19 protein-coding genes are annotated in these 21,510 nt (G+C 47.1%); 14 read left to right on the forward strand and 5 right to left on the reverse strand.

Features of this window, described 5'->3' with window-relative positions; genetic code table 11:
- Nucleotides 1-36: 36 nt before the first annotated feature.
- The 11 genes from FB479_RS12605 (at nucleotide 37) to FB479_RS12655 (ending at nucleotide 12,741) form a co-directional block, all read left to right on the forward strand.
- Nucleotides 37-828, forward strand: a complete 792-nt coding sequence (locus FB479_RS12605) for an IclR family transcriptional regulator (protein WP_255438371.1) — start codon at nucleotides 37-39, stop codon at nucleotides 826-828.
- On the forward strand, nucleotides 828-1,781 hold the full coding sequence (locus FB479_RS12610) for an ABC transporter ATP-binding protein (RefSeq protein ID WP_142065391.1): 954 nt from the start codon (nucleotides 828-830) through the stop codon (nucleotides 1,779-1,781). Before FB479_RS12605 ends, FB479_RS12610 begins: the two co-directional genes overlap by 1 nt.
- A 20-nt stretch (nucleotides 1,782-1,801) precedes the next feature.
- Nucleotides 1,802-2,788, forward strand: coding sequence for an ABC transporter ATP-binding protein (locus FB479_RS12615; RefSeq protein WP_152667630.1), 987 nt, complete (start codon nucleotides 1,802-1,804; stop codon nucleotides 2,786-2,788).
- A gap of 67 nt (nucleotides 2,789-2,855) precedes the next feature.
- Nucleotides 2,856-4,436: an ABC transporter substrate-binding protein gene (locus FB479_RS12620; protein ID WP_106655048.1), complete on the forward strand. Its 1,581-nt coding sequence runs from the start codon at nucleotides 2,856-2,858 to the stop codon at nucleotides 4,434-4,436.
- A 70-nt stretch (nucleotides 4,437-4,506) separates the two neighbouring features.
- On the forward strand, nucleotides 4,507-5,442 hold the full coding sequence (gene nikB, locus FB479_RS12625) for a nickel ABC transporter permease (RefSeq protein ID WP_106655050.1): 936 nt from the start codon (nucleotides 4,507-4,509) through the stop codon (nucleotides 5,440-5,442).
- Nucleotides 5,439-6,350 carry an ABC transporter permease gene (locus FB479_RS12630; protein WP_142065395.1) on the forward strand — a complete coding sequence of 304 codons (912 nt, stop codon included), beginning with the start codon at nucleotides 5,439-5,441 and terminating at the stop codon, nucleotides 6,348-6,350. The genes nikB and FB479_RS12630 overlap by 4 nt, the downstream gene beginning before the upstream one ends.
- Before the next feature lie 12 nt (nucleotides 6,351-6,362).
- Entirely contained in the window at nucleotides 6,363-9,563 is a 3,201-nt protein-coding gene (locus FB479_RS12635) for a M14 family metallopeptidase (RefSeq protein WP_142065397.1), read from the forward strand.
- Nucleotides 9,535-10,182, forward strand: a complete 648-nt coding sequence (gene pcp / locus FB479_RS12640; RefSeq protein WP_142065399.1) for a pyroglutamyl-peptidase I — start codon at nucleotides 9,535-9,537, stop codon at nucleotides 10,180-10,182. The genes FB479_RS12635 and pcp overlap by 29 nt, the downstream gene beginning before the upstream one ends.
- A gap of 32 nt (nucleotides 10,183-10,214) precedes the next feature.
- On the forward strand, nucleotides 10,215-10,964 hold the full coding sequence (gene pxpB, locus FB479_RS12645; protein WP_142065401.1) for a 5-oxoprolinase subunit PxpB: 750 nt from the start codon (nucleotides 10,215-10,217) through the stop codon (nucleotides 10,962-10,964).
- A complete protein-coding gene (locus tag FB479_RS12650) occupies nucleotides 10,965-11,972 on the forward strand; it encodes a 5-oxoprolinase subunit C family protein (RefSeq protein ID WP_142065403.1) in 1,008 nt (335 codons plus the stop codon).
- Between the two features lie 4 nt (nucleotides 11,973-11,976).
- The gene (locus FB479_RS12655) at nucleotides 11,977-12,741 is read left to right on the forward strand and encodes a LamB/YcsF family protein (protein ID WP_142065406.1); all 765 of its coding nucleotides are present in this window, start codon (nucleotides 11,977-11,979) and stop codon (nucleotides 12,739-12,741) included.
- Between the two features lie 4 nt (nucleotides 12,742-12,745).
- Here FB479_RS12655 and FB479_RS12660 read toward each other — a convergent pair whose 3' ends face one another.
- From FB479_RS12660 to FB479_RS12670, 3 genes are read right to left on the reverse strand one after another with little or no spacing between them, the layout of a single operon-like run.
- Nucleotides 12,746-13,879: a GerAB/ArcD/ProY family transporter gene (locus FB479_RS12660; protein WP_142065408.1), complete on the reverse strand. Its 1,134-nt coding sequence runs from the start codon at nucleotides 13,877-13,879 to the stop codon at nucleotides 12,746-12,748.
- 21 nt (nucleotides 13,880-13,900) lie between these two features.
- Nucleotides 13,901-14,944 (reverse strand): Ger(x)C family spore germination protein, encoded by a 1,044-nt coding sequence (locus FB479_RS12665; protein WP_255438372.1) that lies wholly within the window; start codon nucleotides 14,942-14,944, stop codon nucleotides 13,901-13,903.
- A gap of 50 nt (nucleotides 14,945-14,994) precedes the next feature.
- Complete coding sequence (locus FB479_RS12670; RefSeq protein WP_142065412.1) at nucleotides 14,995-16,470, reverse strand: spore germination protein; 1,476 nt, start codon at nucleotides 16,468-16,470, stop codon at nucleotides 14,995-14,997.
- A gap of 155 nt (nucleotides 16,471-16,625) precedes the next feature.
- Between FB479_RS12670 and cdaS the strand changes: the two genes are divergently transcribed.
- On the forward strand, nucleotides 16,626-17,240 hold the full coding sequence (gene cdaS / locus FB479_RS12675) for a sporulation-specific diadenylate cyclase CdaS (protein WP_106655064.1): 615 nt from the start codon (nucleotides 16,626-16,628) through the stop codon (nucleotides 17,238-17,240).
- 103 nt (nucleotides 17,241-17,343) lie between these two features.
- On the opposite strand, the gene FB479_RS12680 is transcribed toward cdaS, so the two are convergent.
- Nucleotides 17,344-18,570, reverse strand: a complete 1,227-nt coding sequence (locus tag FB479_RS12680) for an aminopeptidase (protein WP_142065414.1) — start codon at nucleotides 18,568-18,570, stop codon at nucleotides 17,344-17,346.
- A gap of 246 nt (nucleotides 18,571-18,816) precedes the next feature.
- Between FB479_RS12680 and pepF the strand changes: the two genes are divergently transcribed.
- Both pepF and FB479_RS12690 read left to right on the forward strand, forming a co-directional pair.
- The gene (gene pepF / locus FB479_RS12685) at nucleotides 18,817-20,616 is read left to right on the forward strand and encodes an oligoendopeptidase F (RefSeq protein WP_142065416.1); all 1,800 of its coding nucleotides are present in this window, start codon (nucleotides 18,817-18,819) and stop codon (nucleotides 20,614-20,616) included.
- An 80-nt stretch (nucleotides 20,617-20,696) separates the two neighbouring features.
- Entirely contained in the window at nucleotides 20,697-21,026 is a 330-nt protein-coding gene (locus tag FB479_RS12690; protein WP_142065418.1) for an MGMT family protein, read from the forward strand.
- Here FB479_RS12690 and FB479_RS12695 read toward each other — a convergent pair.
- Entirely contained in the window at nucleotides 21,023-21,382 is a 360-nt protein-coding gene (locus FB479_RS12695; RefSeq protein WP_048032795.1) for a Lin0512 family protein, read from the reverse strand. The two genes, FB479_RS12690 and FB479_RS12695, sit on opposite strands and share 4 nt — an antisense overlap.
- Between the last annotated feature and the right edge of the window lie 128 nt (nucleotides 21,383-21,510).

The raw sequence follows: 21,510 nt of genomic DNA on the forward strand, positions 1-21,510 counted from the left end.
CGTTCCGTATTTTGGGACATACGAATGGTGATGAAAATGGACAAAACAGAAAAAACGGCAAACCGAAGTGTGTTAAAAACGCTAGAGTTTCTAGAATATTTTATCCAAAACAGTGAATTAAGCCTGGCTGAGCTTGTCGAGTTGTCAGATATGCCGAAGAGTACGGTGTTTCGAATTCTTCAGACGCTCGAAATGCGCGGCTTTGTCTCCAAAACGACCACTCATAATCCGCCTAAATACCAATTGGGATTGAAGTTGCTGGAGTTTGGGAACATTGTCGCCCAACGGCTGGAGATCAGGAAAATCGCGCTTCCGTATATGCAGCAGCTACGAGATACGGTGGATGAGGCAGTCAACTTGATTATTCGTGATCAAGACGAAGGGGTGTACATCGAAAAAGTCGATACCCGCCAGTATGTTCGTGTATATACACAGGTAGGTAGAAAATCACCGTTGTACGCAGGTGCATGCCCGCGCATTTTACTCTCATTTATGCCGGATCATGAGATCGAAGAATTATTGAACCGGGTAGACATGAAGAAAATCTCACCAGACACAAATATAGACAAAGATCTGCTATGGCAATGGATTCACGATGCACGTGAAAAAGGCTATACAGTCAGCTACGGTGAATTGGAGCCGGATTCCGCAGCAATTGCTGTACCTATTCGAGATTTTACGGGACAAGTAATAGCAGGCTTGAGCTTGGCTGGAGCTACATCACGCTTTCAGATCGATCGATTGGGGTATTTGGTACAGGAGACAAAAGCAGCAGCGAATAAAATCATGAGCAAGCTGGGCTATTCAGATGCAAAGGCGGGACTTTGATGCTGGAAATCAAAAATCTTCAGACGAGATTCCGAACCGATAATGGAGAAATTACCGTTTTGGATGGAGTTAGTTTTCAAATCAACAAAGGTGAAACGATTGGAGTAGTGGGGGAGTCGGGCTGTGGGAAAAGTGTCACCTCTCTATCCATCATGGGGCTTCTGCCTAGAACCGCGCGAATCACTGGAGGAGAGATCCTGTACAACGGTGAAAATCTGGTTGCCTTTTCCAAGGATCAGATGAGGAAGGTGCGAGGAAAAGAGATCGCGATGATTTTTCAAGAACCGATGACCTCACTCAATCCGGTTTATACAATCGGGGCGCAGATCATGGAGCTCGTCTTGAATCATACAAGTATGAACAAAAAACAAGCCAAAGAGCATGCGATCCAAATGTTGAAGCTGGTCGGGATTCCGAGAGCGGAAGAAATCGTTGATGAGTATCCCCATCAGCTATCTGGCGGGATGAGACAGCGTGTGATGATTGCGATGGCGATGTCCTGTAGTCCATCTCTATTGGTTGCAGATGAGCCTACGACCGCACTAGACGTGACCATTCAGGCGCAGATTCTTGACCTGATGAGAGAGTTACAGCAGAAGAGCGAGATGACCATCATGCTGATCACGCACGATCTTGGTGTGGTAGCAGAGATGTGTGATCGGGTGGTCGTCATGTATGCAGGGCAAGTCGTCGAGGAAGCCGAGGTAGAAAAGCTATTTACTACTCCAAAGCATCCGTACACGGTTGGTTTGTTGGGTTCGATCCCAGATATGGACACAGAGCAGGAGTACTTGTTTACGATTGGCGGGACCGTTCCGAGTCCAGGTCAGATGCCCCCAGGATGCCGTTTTGCTGAACGATGCCAGAAGGCTACGGACAAATGCTACGAGCAAGCGCCACCGTTATTCGATCTGAACGATGGTACAAAAAGCAGATGCTGGCTGTATGAGTAAGCGGAAAGGACGTGAATTGTTTGGAAAAATCAGAATGTAAACCCTTACTAGAGGTGAGAGGGTTAAAAAAATACTTTCCGATTCGCAGTGGATTAATGAAGAAGGTAACGAATCACGTCAAAGCTGTTGACGATCTCTCTTTTACCGTTGCAACAGGGGAGACGCTCGGAATTGTAGGTGAATCCGGTTGCGGGAAGTCAACCACAGGCAGAGCTATTCTACGATTGCTCGAGCCTACGGGTGGCGAAGTGATTTTTCAAGGAGAGAATTTAGCGGCACTTTCCCCAAATGAGATGAGGATGAAGCGAAAGGATTTGCAAATCATTTTCCAAGACCCGTTCGCATCCCTCAATCCGCGAATGACAGTTGGGGAGATCATTGAAGAGCCGATGATCATATTCGAACTGTATGAAACGTCAAAAGAACGCAAGGAAAAAGTAGCGGAATTGATGCGGGTTGTTGGTCTGAAACCTGAAAATTCGGAACGCTTTCCTCATGAGTTTAGCGGTGGTCAGCGACAGCGGATCGGCATTGCACGTGCGCTAGCGCTTAATCCCAAGCTGATTGTGGCAGATGAGCCAGTATCGGCACTCGATGTATCGATTCAATCCCAGGTATTGAACCTGATGAGAGATTTGCAAAAGCAATACGGACTCACTTACATATTCATCTCTCACAACTTGAGCGTCGTGAAGCATTTTTGCGACAGGATCGGCGTGATGTACCTGGGACGAATGGTTGAGCTGGCACCCAAAAATGCGCTATATGAAGAGCCGCTGCATCCTTATACACGCTCATTACTGTCCGCAGTTCCGATTGCCAAGCCAAAAACGAAGCGTGAGCGCATCATCTTGACTGGAGATGTACCGAGTCCTGCGAATCCTCCGAGTGGCTGCACGTTCCATACGCGTTGTCCTGATTGTATGGAAATTTGCAAAACGGACAAGCCCGAATTTCAATCGATGGGCGATGGTCGATATGTTGCCTGTCATTTGTATAACCAATAGGAACAAATGACAGCTATCATATTTTTTCAACATGAATGCCAGAACGAAAAGAAAAGGGGGACTTGTTTTGAAAAAGAAAGTAGGTATCACCGCTTGCTCCGCATTACTCGTGCTAGCTGCTGCTTTAGGCGGATGTTCGAGTAAGCCGGCTGACACGAGCACACAGCCAAATCCGCAATCTAAGACAGAAGCACAAGCTCCGGCAAAAAATGAACTTACACTTGGTGTGAATGGAGATCCGCACTCTTGGGATCCGATTGATACGTTTTTGCTTGATTGGAGTACTGTAGCAACATCTGTATTTGAAGGCTTAGTCGAACGTACCACTGACTTGAAAATCCAGCCAGGACTCGCTGAATCGTGGGAGTTCAAGGATGACAAGACACTTCAATTTAAACTTCGTCAAGGAGTTACCTTCCACAACGGCGAGCCATTCAACGCGGAAGCAGTGAAATTTACATTTGATCGCCTGCTTGGTGAAGAAGGGAAAAAGGGACCACAGCAAGCGAACTATGCTTCGATTGACCGTGTAGAAGTGGTGAACGAGTTTACAGTCAACATGATTCTCAAGGAAAAAGATCCTGTACTCCTTACAAAGCTAGCAGGTTATGGCGGTGTGATCGTTCCGCCTAAATATTACAAGGAAAAAGGGGACGAGTACTTTAACACGCATCCAGTAGGAACGGGTCCTTTCAAAATGGATAGCTATGAAAAAGATAACAAGGTTGTACTGGTGAAAAATGAAAACTATTGGAAGCAAGGTCAACCGAAGCTGGAAAAAGTAACGTTCCGTTTTATTCCAGAAGCGACTACACGTCTAGCTGAAATGCAAACAGGTGCCATCGACATTATGAAAAAAGTCGAGATTAGCCAAACAGAATCCATCAAGGGCATGTCTGAACTTGAACTGATGCAAGTCGGGTCGCCAACCGTTTATTCGATTCGTTTCAATACATCGATGAAGCCAGTCGACAATGTAAAAGTCCGTGAAGCGATTGCTTACGCGATTGATGCAGACTTGATTATCGAAACGCTGCTCGGCGGATATGGTAAGCGCGTCAATTCATTTCAAAGCGATATGTCTTTCGGCTATGATCCTAACCTGCCATTACGTAAGTATGATCCAGAAAAAGCAAAACAACTGCTCGCAGAAGCAGGTGTGAAGGAAGGAACTGAGCTTGATCTCTTCCTGCCTGGTACAGATGCTACGTTTAAAGAGGTAGCACAAGCGATCGAAATGCAATTAGGTCAAGTCGGTCTCAAGGTGAAGCTGAATCTGGTGGACGCCTCCACATTTACTTCTGACCTCATTCCGAACGGAAAAGCAGGACATATGTACCGGAATGGCTGGGGTGGATGGACGCTCGACTTTGATAATACTGCCTATCTGATGTATCACAAAGGCGAGTTCTGGAACCCTGATTTCTATGACGAAAAAGTAGAGGAGCTCTTGAAAGCAGAACGCTCCACGTTTGACCAAGAAAAGCGTCTGGCAGCATTTAAAGAGCTGAATCAACGTCTGTATGAGCTAGTCCCAGATGTACCGCTCTATCAATCGATCAACCTGTGGGCTGTAAACAAACGAGTAAAAGGCTTCCAACCTCCGACAGATGAACGTATCGATTTGCGCGAAGCATCGGTTGAATAAGGAATGTTTTGAACAGGGGAGTAGAAGATGTCTCTTCTATTCCCTTCACTTTTCATAAAGGAGGAGCGGGATGGCAGCCTTTTTAATTAGACGTCTACTACATAGTGTTTTTGTCGTTCTTGCTATTACTCTTGTCATTTTTGTCCTAGTGCGAATGACTGGTGACCCAGTATCGATCATGTTTCAAGCAGGTGAGCCTACCAAAGAGGCAATTACTGAGCTTCGGCAAAATCTGGGTCTGGACGAGCCCGTTCATGTACAGTTCGGGCTTTATTTAAAAGATATGTTTACCGGTAATTTTGGCACCTCTTTCCGAACGGGTGAGAGCGTGATCGACATGATGAAGGAGAAAATGGGAGCAACTTTGCTGCTTGCCTTCGGGGGAATGTTTGTCGCCCTGTTGATTGCGATTCCAGTGGGTATCATTTCCGCTGTTTACAGAGGCAGCGTAGCTGACTTTTTCGGACGCATTTTTTCATTGCTAGGAATCTCTTTTCCCAACTTTTGGTTAGGGATCATGTTAATCATCATATTTGCCGTTAAGCTAGGCTGGTTTCCTGCTTCTGGTTATGAAGGTCTGGAGTATTTGGTTCTGCCTTCCGTTGCACTCGGACTCATCTTGTCAGGGATTTTGGCTCGATTAGTTCGCTCTTCCATGCTGGAGGTAATGAATCAGCAATATATCAATACGGCCCGTTCCAAAGGGATCAAGGAATGGCTTGTCATCATCAAGCATGGCTTGCGAAACGCATTAATCCCAACGGTAACCTTTATTGGACTGCAATTTGGAACGTTGTTGGGCGGTACCGTGATTATTGAGCAAGTTTTTTCATGGCCAGGTATCGGGCGTATGCTGATTGACGCGATATCGCAACGCGACTTTCCAGTGATTCAAGGCTCTGTGATTATCTTGTCATTTTTGATGATCTTCGTGAACCTGTTGGTTGATATCAGTTATGGCTTTATTGATCCACGTATTAGGCAGGGAGGAGGAAAAAGCGAATGACGACAGCGACAGTTACAAACAATCAGACCAATCCACCAATCAAAAAACGTGGAAAATGGAGCAAGATGGGCAGAAGATTCGTTCGAAATCCGTGGGCAATGACGGGGATGTTATTGCTCATGCTTGCCGTCGTATCCGCACTTTTCGCTCCGGTAATTGCGCCATCCACTCCTGATAAAGCTGATTTGCGTGCACGGCTGGTTGCTCCCTCGTGGATGGACGATACTGGGAAATCCGAGTATTTGCTAGGTACCGATCAGGTAGGACGTGACTTGCTGAGCCGAATCATTTACGGAGCGCGAATATCGTTATTGGTTGGTGTCGTATCCGTACTGATTTCCTTAGTTATCGGGGTGATTCTGGGCCTCATCGCAGGCTTTTACGGACGCTGGGTAGATGATCTGTTAATGCGCTTGGCAGATGTACAGCTGGCATTCCCTTTCATTTTGTTTGCGATTATCGTCATGACGGTCTTTGGGGCAGGTCTATGGAAGCTCATACTTGTTCTGGGGATCAGTAACTGGGTAGGCTTTGCGCGACTGGTTCGAGGACAGGTCATGAGTGTAAAAGAAATGGAATACGTCCAGGCTGCCAAAGCAATCGGGGCTACGAATTTGCGGATCATCAGAAAACATGTTCTGCCAAACGTTTCTTCTTCGATCATCGTATTGGCAACGTTAAATGTAGCCACCAACATTTTATTGGAAGCATCGTTGACGTTTATTGGGTTGGGTGTAGACCCTTCGATTCCTACATGGGGAGGCATGCTGGCAGACGGTCGAAACTATCTGGAGACGGCATGGTGGGTTGCTACTTTCCCTGGCATCGCCATTATGATTACGGTGTTTGGAATTAACCTGCTGGGCGATTGGCTGCGTGATGAGCTAGATCCAAATCTGCGCGTGTAAGGGGGCTAACCAATGAGAGGGCTAGGTGAAATTTTTACAACGAAAGGGTTAGTTGCCGACCGAAACAATGACGGTGTAGCTGATTCATTGTCTGTTTCCTTCTGTTTTCAAACGGGAATCGTCGTAGAAGGATTCATTGATTTTTGCGCCCGATTAGGCCTTGAAACAAGTGAGCTGGATCTGCCTTCCATTCGTATGGAAGATTCACCGATGGCTGCTAGCAGCACGAAAAGCGGTGAGTGGCTTTGCACAGTATGTATTGAGCCATCCTGCGACGTGGATGATGCGTCATGCACTCTCGATCGAGGGAACAATCGAATTGCTTTCGTTGGTGGAAGCGAGGAGAGTCTTAGCCGATTACTGCGCTGGATGGCGGCGTATTGGACAGATGCAGCACCTGCAACCACTTCACTCGGTGACATTGAAAGGATTCGTTGTTCTTTACATGAAGTTCAACTATATGTTTGTGCGGATGCTTCACCTGTCTATCAAATTGCGATACCCCAGTATGGGCTGATGAGTTCGCATGAGGGAAGTCCTATCGTAGAGAGACCAACTCCGCTTGATAGTTTGGCAGAGCTTTGGACAACGGCAGGGTTCTATCAAGCAGGGCGTACGGATTTAACGAGTCGGACAGATGTGTTTTTTACAGGGCTCCATACTGCAGAGGCGGTTATGTCTGCCGCCCGCTTTGCAGCTCGGATTGGTCTAGCTTCGACCGGGATACTTTTCCCGCTCACAGGAGAAGCAAATCGGATTGCGGAGCTCACCTTTTCTTTACACATGAATTGTGAAGCACCTCTAGCAAGTGGAGTGGTCGAAGTAATCTCAGACCCTAAAGAAAAGACAACAAGAGTCATCCAGCTTTCAGGGGGAGGACAAGCGATTGTTGCGGCGCTTGATTATCTCGGGACTGCCACTTCGCACCGACTCGGGGGGACTTTTGGTGCATGGGAAGAAGTAGAAGAGCCAAAAGTGAAGGAATTTCCCTTATTTATAGAGAAAACATGGAAAGACCAGGGCGAGCGAAATGAGATAATACAGTTGTTTCATGAGCGGTTGATCGCGATTGTTAGTCAAAAGGAAACGGCTGGGTGCTTATCTTCTCCGCTTGCGGTCACCGCGTTTTTGTCAGAACCAAAAGAGATTAGACGTGCGTTGGAGCGATGCTGGAAGAGCGCAATCACGGAGCTGCTTCCTGATAACGATAGTAAGGTACATATTCACTCTGCTTTTAAGCCAGGTTTGTGCTGGATAAAAGAAACGATTTTGCCGTCTCTTGTACGTACAGGGAAACGAGTAGAGCGAATTTTGATCTTTTTCCAACGAGAAGAAAGAGAAGGCGGGATGGAGCTTTCTCATCGATGGCTTCAAGAGTTATATCCGGTTGATCAGTTGTTGGAAAAAGAATTGGGCTTGTCCTTGTCGCAAGTATCATTCGTGATGGATGAGAACCTACCTTATACTTACCAAGTCGAGGCTTGGGGAGTCGGGTTGGAGCACTTAGGTACATGGAATTTGGATGTACCTGTATCCACAGTGCCGTATGCCGACGAGCAAAGTCGAGCTTATCCAACTACGTCAGGACTCTTCTTCTCCTATGGAACAACAAAAGAACAATTCTTGGTTCCTACGGATCGAGAGAGGTTTTGGCAATTCTATACGCAGCAATTTTTACCTGAGTTGACGGAAGGATTGTTATGTAAACAAAATGAACCGTATCAAGGAAACTTTCCGCTCTTTCATTCGATAGAGGTAACCGTCACTATGAGTGAACAGGAAGAACGGCTAAACATAGACGAAGAAACAATATCGTCGTTAGAAGCGTTGCATGAAGATATTTATTTTTATACGCTGGACTACTATGCGTATTTGGGTGAAAGAAAAACGGGAGTGGCGTGGAATTCTCCTGGGGCGGTGCGACCATTTGTAAAGGTCAAACCAGCAAGCTCTCCAGTGGCAACCATTCGCGTAAAAGAATATAAAGAGGAACCAGCTTTCTCTATCAAAACGACCCATTTATACTTCGAGGCAGAGCAATCTGCTCCTGTAAAAGCACGCATCCTGAGAACGAACGAAAAGAGTACCAGCATCGAAGAACGGAAGCTTCCTTATCTACACCGAAGCCATCATCCAGATATGGGCGAATGGGCAGAGCTGGCTACTCATCCCTCTGTGCATATCTGGGAAGTAGAGAAATCGTTTGAAGGAAGGCCGATTTTTGCAGTGGAAGTAACAGCACCCCAGATTTCCACATACGTATCAACTCACAAGTTATCTCTGTATAAACCAACCATTTTGCTCGAAACCGGACATCATCCAAACGAGGTTTCCAGTATGCCTGCTGCACGTGAGCTAGTAGCAGAGCTCATAACCGAAAAAATGGATTGGCTTACTCGTTTCAATCTGGTCGTGATTCCATTTGCGAATCCGGATGGGGTCGCACTGCATCAAGAGCTCGTCAAAGATAATCCATTTTGGAAGCATCATGCTGCCCGTTATAATGCCGTTGGATTAGAATATACCAATCACCGTTTTCAGCCGAGTGTCTTTGGAGAATCGCGGGTAGTTCCCCAACTGTTTTATCGCTGGTTGCCGGATGTGATCATTGATGATCACGGAATCCCTTCGCATGAATGGACACAACCATTCGCAGGGTACAATAGCCCGCCAAGATTCCCTGTATCTTATTGGATGCCGATCTCACTCTTTTACGGAATTGGCCGCGAGATGGAGCGATCTGACTATCCTCATCATGCTGTCGCTCTTGATACGATTCAAAAGGCAGCCGAGGAAGGGCTGAGACATCATCCGCGTCTGTGGAACAAAAATAAACGCTTTATCGAGCGCTACATTCGGTATGGACATAATTGGGAGCCCGCCATTTTCCCATTGCCTACTGATCAAGATTTCTTGTTTTATCGTTGGCCTACAAAGCCGAACAGAACCTCTCCTTCCTTACTCTCTCGTTTTCCTGAATGGGTGACGCTTGATTTAATAACGGAAGCGGCTGATGAGACGGTCGCGGGAGGAGCATTGCGAGATTGCATAGAAACACATAAGGTTTTCAATCGTGCTGTCATGGAGTGTGTGGCATCCAGCCCACGGCGTGTTTCGCGACAGTATAGACAAGACCATATTCGACTCACACGAATGAGACCGATGCGGATCGGAGGAGGCAATCATGAAGACCATTTTAGTAACAGGGTTTGATCCTTTTGGTGGAGAAATGGTTAACCCTGCTTGGGAATCAGTAAAAGAGCTGGGAAAAATCGAGTCTGATTGGTATAAAGTAGAGCTGCGGCAAATTCCTACGGTTTTTGAAAAATCTATCGAACATCTGTACACGGCGATAGATGAAACGAATCCGGACATCGTGTTATGTATCGGACAAGCAGGTGGACGAGGAGATATTGCAGTTGAGCGTGTAGCGATTAACGTCAATGATGCTCGAATCCCGGATAACGAAGGAAATCAGCCGATTGATACACCGATCAGGGAAAATGGTCCTATTGGCTACTGGTCTACATTGCCAATCAAAGCGATTGTACAAGAGTTAAAACAACAAGGAATTCCGGCTTCCATATCGCAGACGGCGGGTACATATGTGTGCAACCATCTTTTTTATGGATTGATGCATTACCTTGCTGAGAAAAAAGCTTCCATACGTGGAGGGTTCATCCATATCCCTTATTTGCCTGAACAGGCAGCAAGGCAAGCAGGGCAGCCAAGCATGGCGTTAGAAACAATTGTAAAAGGCTTGCGATTGGCAATCGAGACGACCATATCTAATGATCGGGATATTGTCATGGAAGGCGGACAAATTAGCTGAGCAGGAGGAGAAAAACCTCCTCCCTTCCATTCATGTGGCAGTGCCGATATTCGAAAATGGAGGGAAAACCGTTGCCTAGATATGAATTCTCTCCTCTTGGGGACTCGGGTGTCATGGTCAAACTAGGAGAGGTTATCGATCAACAGACCCATGAGAAGGTCATCCAATTCTCTGAATACCTACAGGAGCATCCTTTCCCCGGGATGATCGAATCTGTACCTGGCTTTACGACTGTTACAGTCTATTACGATCCGATTACTCTTTTCGATCCACTTGATGATATTTTGCCATACGATCGTGCTGTTGCTATTCTTGAGCAAATGTCGCAGCAAATCTCCAACACTCACTCTAAAGAGTACAGACTGGTAGAAATCCCGGTTTGTTACGGTGGGAGCTTTGGGCCGGATCTGGAGGTTGTTGCCAAACGAAATGGTCTTAGTATAGAGGAAGTGATTTCGATCCATTCGACAACAGAGTACCTGGTGTACATGATCGGATTTGCTCCCGGCTTTCCGTATCTCGGAGGAATGGATGAGCGACTGTCCACGCCGCGACGTTCCTCGCCACGACTATCTATTCCGAAGGGTAGTGTAGGAATCGGAGGATTGCAAACAGGTATTTATTCGATAGAGAGCCCAGGTGGGTGGCAAATTATCGGAAGAACACCATTGAGCTTATTTCAGGCAGGTGAAAGTTCTCCAAGTCTCTTGTGCGCTGGTGATAAAGTTCGCTTCCGTCCTATCTCCGAGCGGGAATACGATAACGGGGAGAAGGTGTACTAAGTGAGTGTAGAGGTGATTACGCCAGGACTTTGCACGACCGTTCAAGATACAGGTAGATTTGGCTTTCAGCAGTATGGGGTCAGTGTCAGTGGGGTGATGGACAAGCAAGCTGTACAGATTGCGAACATGTTAGTTGGCAATCAACAAACGGATGCGGTTCTGGAGCTGACGATGAGAGGTCCAAGCTTGTTGTTTCATAAGGACATGCTAATAGCCATTTGTGGTGGTGACTTCAAAGTCACGATCAATGATAGATCCGTCCTGCCCAATCGAGCAGTCTGGATCAGGAGTGGAAGCATCTTGAAGGTTGGCCTGGCCAATGAAGGTTGTCGCGCCTATCTCGCAGTCGCAGGCGGATGGGATGTGCCACTTGTGATGGGAAGTCGTAGTACGAATCTCCGTGGAAGCTTCGGAGGCTTTGCAGGTAGAATGCTTGCAGCAGGAGATAAGCTAGTTCAAAGCTCTCCAGGTTCATTCAGCCAATTTCTCGCTAACCAATTGGAAAAAAAGGCAGGAGCGGCTCCCTTCTACCAGGCGAATTGGTTTATTCCTTCAAATACGTTTGTAAAAAATGGAGAAGCGGTTGTACGGGTGATACTAGGCGAGCAATTCGCAGATTTTTCGGAAGAGAGTCGTCAAAGCTTTTTCGAACAAACCTTTCAAGTGTCTACTCAATCAGACAGGATGGGGTATCGCTTAACAGGACCGGCGCTCGAACTTACGCAGTCAATGGAACTGATCTCGGCTGCGGTCACCATTGGTACGATACAGGTACCGCCAAACGGCCAACCTATTATCCTGATGGCAGACAGACAAACGATTGGAGGTTATCCGAAGATAGGCTATGTGCCAACGATAGATTTGCCGATCGTCGCCCAGTTGCGGCCAGGCGAAAAGATTCACTTTCAAGAAATTTCTCTGCGTGATGCTCAAAAGGCGCTTATCGAGAGGGATTCATTGATGAAGGCGATCAAGCTTGGTATAGAAGTAACCGTGGGATGGAGGTAAAAAGATGAAAACAGTAGATCTAAACTGTGATCTGGGAGAGAGCTTTGGCGCCTATCAGTTGGGCAACGATCAAGAAATTTTGTCCTATATCACCTCTGCAAATGTGGCATGTGGTTTCCATGCTGGCGATCCTGCGACGATGAGAAAAACGGTGCAAATGGCTTTGGAGGCCGGTGTGGCAATCGGTGCCCATCCCGGATTCGCTGATTTGGTCGGCTTCGGTCGCCGCAACATGGAGATTTCCCCTGAAGAGGCGTACGATCTAGTCGTGTACCAAATTGGCGCCCTGCAAGCGTTTGTACATGCAGAAGGGGGCGTCATGCATCATGTGAAGCCACATGGCGCTTTGTACAATATGGCAGCCACAAGACCCGCTCTGGCTGAGTCGATCGCGATGGCCATCTACAAAGTAAATCCGGAACTGGTGTTGTATGGCTTGGCTGGAAGCGAGTTGACGCATGCAGGGGAAAAAATCGGTCTTGCTACGGCGCACGAAGTATTTGCCGACCGTACGTATCAGCAGGATGGCACGCTGACACCGCGCAGTCAGCCGAATGCGATGATTACGGACCAACAGCAATCCCTCCAGCAAGTCATTCGTATGGTAAGCGAGGGACTCGTCCTGACCCAGCAAGGCGTGGATATCCCGATTCAGGCCGATTCGATTTGCATTCATGGCGACGGTGCCCATGCGCTGGAATTCGCGCAAAGCATCCGAACAGCTCTGTTGGGAGCTGGAATTACAATCACAGCGCGATTTGCTCGATAGACATCTATCGGGCTTTTTCTGTTTCCACTCCGGGATTCTGGTATCGTGCGGTACTTCGTTTTTTCCCCCAGAGGAGGAAGAGCAAGAACAACAGCGGGATATAGCCATAAATGAAAACGATGCTAACTTGCCCATAAAAATCGAGTGCCATGAGCAATGGAGTCGTACCTTCGAGCAGATAGGAACCCATTGCCAAAGATATGAGGAGAAGCAAAAGGGAGCGGATTTGACTGATGCCCAATAGTTGTTTCATTCCGCGGGTAACCCCCCATAGATTGAGACAGATGTTTGGCAAAATCACGAACAGCCATAGAGAGATCACAATGAACTCCAATCGCTGCAAAATCGGAATTTCGACGATTTTGAGCATGGTCAACGTCGGCCAAATAATCTTATCCAGTTCACCGTGGCTAAACATGAGAAATGTTACGATGGCGACGGCTACATATAGAAGCGTGCTGATAAGGACGCCAGCGTGGGCCCATTTTTGCGAGTGAGCTGCTCGCTTGATAAACGGGTAGTAGAAGAGCACTAATTCAAAGCCCATATAATTGATAACAGCGTCTTTGGCAGATGCGATCAAAGCGGTGAGGTTATGCGAAAACATCGGGAACAGGTTATTTGGGTGAGCGTACTCGAAAGGGAATAGAAATAAAGGAAGCATTAAAATCGCCGGAATCACCACACCTAAAAAACAGACGCCCGTAACCGTGCGAAAACCGCCAGCAACAATGTACAGAATGAGGAGCAAGATTATTAGCGTCGTACTCCACGTATGCATGAGAGGGAAAATAAACTGCTTCACAATACTGACGTAAGAACGCAAGATGAGAAAAGCAGCCATCCAGACGTAGATCAATACGACAAAGCTCATCAGCTTGCCTAGCCATTTTCCAAAGCAGAGCTCGTGAAGGGAGAACAGATCTTGGCTGCCCGCATTCAACATAAAATAGAGCATCCAAATAATGAGATGGATGCTTGCCCCGGCAAGTAGAAGGGAGATCCAGGCATCGTATCCGGCATGGGCTACGATTGTCCGTTGAAAGCCCAGTATCCCGATCCCCACGATATTGGCGTGCACGAGAAAGAATACAAAAAAAGGTGAAACCATCGCGCTTTCCCGAATGGAAGTACTCACCTGATCCCTCCTGGTTATTCATTACTCACCCGTTTGCTCCAGCTTAATCGAGGCCGTCACGGCGATTTTCATGTGTGGATACATCTTTCTGAAGTGGGAGTAGTCCCATGACGTGCTTCGACTGCGCACGAAATCACCAAATCCAACCGGATCAACTTCAAGCTTCTGCAAATGCTTTACAAAAATCGTCGCCTCCTTTTGCAGGTAGGAGGAAAGTTCTTTTTCCATTTGGCGCAATACCTGTGGATTGGATAATTGCAGCCACTCCGAATAATCGCTGATTTGCCCATTTACCATGAGCTTTACCCTGATGCTGGGAACGGATTCTGTCATATTGACATCGAAGGCGGCATGGGAATGCAGATTTTTCAACATCCCTGCTTCTTTTCGATTCTTGATCGTCACTTCAAATGGAATTTGGCCACTCTTGGCTTTTTCCACCATGATTTTTAACAAAAAGCTTTCTTTCGAATTGATGCGATGCACGAATTTGTCATCTCGAAAAAGCGCGAGACCATCCAGCTTCACTCTGTCATTATGCATGACGAAATAGGGTAGGTAAGGATCACGGCCCTCGCCGTATAAATTGAACAAGAAAATATGCAGGTTGGTCTTGGGCAAATTCAGTGTTTTGATATTTTGAGCGACGCTATCGGAGATGAAAAAAGGAATTTGCATATGACGTATGCCTTTCAGAATCGTCAATGCCTTTGTTTCCGCTACAGCGAGTTGAAGGCGAAAGCCAATAGAGGGATCGCGGCAAAGTGTATGTACCAGCGCTTCCACTCCGTTTTCAGCGTATTTTCTCCCAACAATGACGGAACGCAATTGCCCTAGCTCCACTTGAGAAGGAGTGATGGTATTAAAGTCAGGGAGGATCGTAAATAAATTCGAGCTTTTTGTTTCCAGCAGCTCTATCTGTGTCGTTTCCTTTCCGTACACGTGAGTGATAGCTGCCCCTTCTATTTTTTGGTCTTCGAGATCGAGACCCAGTGAATGAATCAGTTGTACTTCGCTGACGATTCGAGTCGAAGAGCAGCCAGTCATGATCCATATCAATAACACCAGTATCCATTTCCTCTTTGCAACCATGGTTTCCTCGATGGCTCCTTCATCTATTCATCTATATCTCTTTTCTGAGTCGCCTTGTCAGGATCGTATCTCCACTGCGAGATGACGCGCATAATAGCAGACCTTCTGGCCGTTCTGCTATAGGAAGAGCGAATGAAGCTGTCCGCGAAGCTGCGTCTGCGAAAAGGGTAAAGCGGAGCAAGGTAAGGTGTTCCTAACGATTTAAGCTGAAGTAGATGAGTCAGCATGAACATGAGACCGATGGCAATCCCAAGCCCGCCCCATATTCCAGACAAAATAATGAGCGGAAAGCGCAAGAAACGGATCGTGTTTGACATTTTGTAGATGGGGGTGGTAAAAGAGGCAAGCGCCGACAGAGCTACGATGATTAGCAATATATTGCTGGTCAAGGCTGCTTCGACTGATGCTTGACCAATGACGATTCCACCTACGATTCCAAGAGTCTGCCCGACCTTTGTCGGAAGCCGGGCACCCGCCTCTCGCAAGAACTCGATCGTCAGCTCCAGGAAAAGCACTTCCAAGACAGGAGGAAAAGGGACGTACTTCCTCGATAAAATGATGGGAGCCAGCATGTCTTGCGGAATCATTTCCAAATGAAAAGTGAGAACCGCCGTATAGGCAGGTGTCATCAAAATAGAAAAAAGCACACCAAAAATACGAATCAACCGAAACAAGGACGATAAGATCCACGGCAAATAATAATCCTCGGGAGAAATGAAGAAATCAAAAATAGTGGTTGGACCCGTAATGACATACGGAGATGCGTCGGAAATAATCACGATTTGCCCGAGAGTTAATGCATAGATGACCCGGTCAATCCTTTCTGTAGACAGAAACAATGGGAAAGGGGTGTTCGAATTGTCACTCATGATTTGATCGAGCTGTGATGAATCAAAAATAATATCGAAGTCGATCGTCTGTAGTCTTTGCTCAACGGTTTCAATATGCTGAGGATTCGTAATACCAGACAAATAGACAACGGCGATGCGCGTATGAGAGAGTGTGCCTAAGGTTAACTCTCGAATGATTAATTTGGGTGTGCTGATTTGTTGACGGATGAGATGCAGGTTGATATCGATGTTTTCAACAAAGCCTACCTTAGGCCCAACGACACTAAACTCGTTTTCCGTGTCATTGTCGGTTCGCAGTCCTTCAGTCCGATTGGACAGATTGATGAGGGCGAAGATCTGCAGATTGTCTTTCGGTTGGATGGCAGCATAGCCCGTCATCATTTTGGAGACGACTGTTTGTATGTCGTCTGTATAAATAATATCCTCTACATGGATAAAGCGGGAAAAGTGGCGCAGGTCCGTGATCGATTCATTTGCTTCCATGCGCTCTTGATAGGGTCGTAAAAGGTTTTTTTGCAGCAGCTCTGTTTTTATCAAGGTTTGATAGTACGAAATGACAAAAGGACTTTCCTCGTCCAGAAGGGAGTAATGTTTAAAATCATACGAGTCTCGTGCGATGGAAAGAAACTCATTCCATTTCGTTATCATGTCGGTTTCGCTCCATAAGCTGTTGATCATTTGTGTTTTACTATGTCCGGTTTGTAGTGGAATTATCATCTAGGAAATAGAATGATTTCCTATGGGGAGGGGAACAATCAAACAAAGAACGAGGTGTGAAGAGAAATGGAGATTGAGGGGTTCATATGCTGGAAGTTAACTGTGATACATCATCGCTGAAGGCGGAATTGCTGCAAGAGCTGCGGGGAATATCCGTGACGTTAGATGAGAGCATACATGCTTTGAAAAATGAAAACGACTGCCTGCTCGGGACATTTGATCAAATACGCACCAAGTTTAGCCGACTCGAAACAGTAGCAGCCTCGTTTTATTTGCAATGCTATCTCTCTCCCTATACGGAAAAATATTTGGATTTATCCAAGGCTGTCCAGCACTTGGCCAAAAGGCGTCAAGGAGCATTGATTGTCGTTGAACGCGAGGACCCGCTTGATCTGCTGCTGCAAGCTGGCATACCGATTGGGGCAACGATGAGCCATTCCTTGCTGGAGTCGATCTTTTATCCTGGCAGCCCTTTGCATGATGGGGCCGTCCTGATTCGGGAAAATCATATCATTTCCGCGGCCAATGTGCTGCCGTTATCACAAGTTGTAGTAGGGGAAAAAAAGCTGGGAACCAGACATCGTGCTGCTCTGGGGTTGAGTGAAAAAAGCGATGCATTGATCGTTGTTGTTTCCGAGGAAACGGGGAAAGCGTCCTTTGCCATGCAGGGGCACTTGTATCCGATTATTTCACCCTCATGAAAACGCTCCGCGAAAAGCCGTTGCATCAGGGAACTAAACGAGGCTGGATTTGTCAGGGTAATGACAAAAATCCAGCCTCTTGCTATGTCTTCTCAGGTTAGATTCATGCCCAATTCCCGTTGCGGAACAGTGGTTCACGCTTGCCGTCAGCTGTTTCACCATCAATGTTCATCTCGGCGGAGCCGATCATGAAATCGACGTGGGTAAGACTGATATTGATACCGCGACTAGCCAGTTCCTCATTGGTCATGTCAGCGCCACCTTCAATATTCACACTATAAGCATTTCCGATCGCCAAGTGGTTGGAAGCATTCTCATCAAAGAGTGTGTTATAGAAAATGATATTCGATTGGGAAATCGGGGACAGATGAGGAACCAAGGCCACTTCCCCCAAATAATGCGAACCTTCATCTGTTTCAATTAATTGCTTCAAGGATTCTTCTCCCTTTTCAGCAGTTGCCGAGACAATTCTTCCTTTTTCAAAAGTCAACGTAAAGTTCTCAATCAAATTCCCATGATAGCTCAAAGGCTTAGTGCTGCGAACGGTTCCGTTGACGCCTTCTTTTAATGGCGCGGTGAATACTTCTTCTGTCGGCATGTTGGCCATAAAGGAGACACCGTCTTTATTTAGGCTTCCGCCGCCAATCCAAATGTGGTTGGCAGGCAGCTCGATCGTCAAATTGGTACCGGGAGCTTCGTAATGAAGGTAGCGGTATTGTTTGGCATTGAGCTGATCCACCTTGCTGTTCAGTGTCGCATGATGGTCATGCCAAGCTTGGACAGGGTCATCCATATCTGCCCGTGTGGCCCGGAAGATCGCATCCCACAGGGCAGGCTCCTGTTCCTCTTGCGGCAAATGCGGGAAGACCATGGCGGCCCATGCAGGTGACGGAACGGCAAGCACGCACCAGCTCACTTTATCGGACATGGTATAGCTGCGGAATTTATGGAGAGCTTGACCAGCTGTTTTGTTGGCAGTAGAAATGCGGTCAAGACTCACGCCCTTCAGCAAATCGGGATTCGCTGCAGAAACGTAGAGAAACGCCGCGCCATTTTCCGCCATTTCCTCTAATCCCTGTACCTTCCATTGCGGGTATTCACGAAACGCTTCATCAGGCGCCAAATCATATTTCATCCGTGTGAGTTCATCGTCGGTCCACTCAATATGTACGTGCTTGGCACCCGCTTCGTACGCTTTTTTGGCTACCTTTCTCACAAAAGGAGCAGTAGATAGCGGAGCTGTTACGACTAACGTTTGCATAGGCTGTACGTTCACGCCGACTTTCACAGCGAGATCAGCGTAACGGTCAAACAAGGTTTCAAAAGACATGGTTCATTTCCTCCTTTTAAGAACAAAAGGCTTACTTGCACTCTATCTATTTTACCTTCCCCTCCGAAATCACCTGCTTATGATTTGAAAGAATTTCCTAGGAAAGCGCAGAAAAAGACAGATTACGGCCTATTTCGAGCAAGTTATCCACTTGTTTATTTTGGTTAATTGTAGGAAAATTCAAATGAAAAGGCAATTTTATTACATAAAAATATTTTATTGGCAGAATTAAAGGAGGCAGTCAGAGTGAAGACAAGACAGACACGTGATCAAGTCGCTGTCGAGTATACGTGGAACCTGAACGATCTGTTTGAGAGCCAGGAAGCGTGGGAGCAAGAATTAGCAGAAATTGTACAGCATCTGCCTGTCGTCACTGCATTCAAAGGACAGCTGCATACGAGTGGAGAGACGTTGTTGGCATGCTTGGAGGCAAACGAGGCGATCAATGTTCGGGCGAATATTGCAGCGACGTATGCGAGACTGCGGTCGTCTGAAGACGGAACGAATCCACAAAACCAAGCGAACGCTGCACGGGTAGGGGATGTCGTGTCCCAGCTGAACGCTGCGCTTTCTTTTATCCCTTCTGAGATTTTGGCGTTGCCTGAAGGAAAAATCGAGAGCTTCTTGAAGGAAGAACCAGGACTCGAAATATTCCGCAAAAGCCTGAATGATTTACTGGAAACTAAGCCGTACCGACTGTCGGCCGAGACGGAAGAAGCGTTTGCGGCGATGGGCGAGGTTTTCTCTGCACCATACAACATATACGCGCGCGGAAAGTTGTCGGACATGACATTTGCACCCGTCCATGATGGCGAGGGAAATGAACGTCCAGTATCCTTCGCGCTGTTTGAGACCGATTATGAAATGTCGTCCGATACGGCGCTACGCCGTGCTTCGTATGAATCTTTCTCAAAGACACTCGCTTCTTACCAAAACTCCTTCGCTGCGGTATATGCGACAGAGGTGAAAAGACAAACCGTCATGTCTCGTCTGCGTGGCTATGAGACCGTAACGGACATGCTGCTTAAGCCACAGCAGGTTACACTGGAAATGTACCACAACATCCTGGATATTATCGGGAATGAACTCGCTCCGCACATGCGACGCTATGCGAAGCTGAAAGCAAGAGAGCTCGGCCTCGAAAAACTTGCCTTTTGCGATTTGAAAGCTCCGCTTGACCCAGAGTTCAGTCCGCCGATTACGATTGAAGAAGCTGGGCAAAAGATATTGGCATCCTTGCAAGTGATGGGACCAGAGTACACGGCGATTATGGAAAAAGCGCTGAATGAACGCTGGATCGACTATGTAGACAACGTGGGCAAATCGACAGGTGCTTTCTGCTCAACGACATACAGCAAGCACTCTTACATTCTCATTACGTGGTCGGGAAATATGCGCAGTGCCTTCACATTGGCTCATGAGCTGGGGCATTGCGGACACTTTATGCTGGCGACAAGAGAGCAAAGCTTTACGAACTCTCGTCCATCGCTGTATTTTATCGAAGCGCCGTCCACCCTCAATGAGCTTTTGCTCGCGCAGCATATCGTGGAGCAATCCGACGATCCTCGTCTGAAGCGCTGGGTCATTTTGCAATTGATGAATACCTACTACCACAACTTTGTCACGCATCTTCTAGAAGCAAGAATGCAACGAAAAGTGTACGAAGCAGCGCAAAAAGACGTACCATTGACTGCCAAACAGCTCTCTGAATGGAAAGGGCAAGTGCTCGCAGACTTCTGGGGTGATGCAGTTGATCTGGATGATGCAGCGAGTCTTACATGGATGCGCCAACCGCACTATTACATGGGGCTGTATCCGTACACATACGCAGCTGGTTTGACCGCTTCTACAGCAATGGCAGCGAGCATCAAGCAAGAGGGACAGCCTGCCGTTGATCGTTGGATCGAGGTACTCAAAGCCGGTGGAACACTAACGCCGCTGGAACTGATGAAAAAAGCTGGTGTGGATATGTCAGATCCACAGCCAATCCGCGAGGCTGTCGCATACGTCGGCAGTCTGGTTGACGAGCTGGAAAGACTGTTTTAACCTGATAAAAGAACAAAAGGCTTGTGATCGCGAGGAGTCACAAGCCTTTTGATTTGATCAAGCAAGAAGGAGTAGTCATCATGACCGAATTTACGCAGCGCGCATTAAAAATCATTGCCAGGATCCCAGCGGGCCATGTCATGACGTACGGGCAAATTGCTGCGTTGGCCGGGAGTCCGAGAGCTGCCAGACAAATTGTTCGCATTCTTCATTCCATGTCCAAAAAGCACAAGCTTCCTTGGCATCGGGTCATCAACGCCCAAGGAAAGATCGGATTGCAAGATTTGGATTCGTTTACGCTGCAAAAAATGGCCTTGGAAAGCGAAGGGGTAGTAGTATCAGCAGCAGGAGAAATAGAGTTGGAGCGTTATCAGTTTCACCCGCATGCAGCTGATGAGCTGGTATTCTAGTACCCTACCTCTACGGAAGCAATGACGATATAAGCAAGGTCGTTCTTGTCTTCTTTTTCAGCGATTACGACTCCACTGCTCGTCAGCATGCCGCCATCGACGATTTCGAAGGAGACTTCCCCGTAAGGCAGTGCTTTACGAACCGTTTCCAAGTCGAGCTTGTCCTTGTCAGCAGGAACGGCCAGTCTCACATTTACTTTCATGTTATGGATATCGTTTCCAGGCAGGACAGAGCGCAGTCCAGGCATCGAATTATGATGGATGGCATTTTGAACAGCGCGGACTGCGGCTTTGGTGACGTTTTGTCCATGCATGTCGATGCCCATTCCTATTTCAATAAACATTACTTTTTCCATCGGCTTGTTCACTCCTGTTTCATTCTACTTTTCTACCATTCTTATCTTACCACGAAATTCGTTTGTTTTTCGCTCATCTGTCTTGTGTTTATCGTCAAGACATGTCATCATTACATGTTGGCAATTCT

Source organism: Brevibacillus sp. AG162 (genome assembly GCF_006715575.1).
GTDB classification, from domain to species: Bacteria; Bacillota; Bacilli; order Brevibacillales; family Brevibacillaceae; genus Brevibacillus; species Brevibacillus brevis.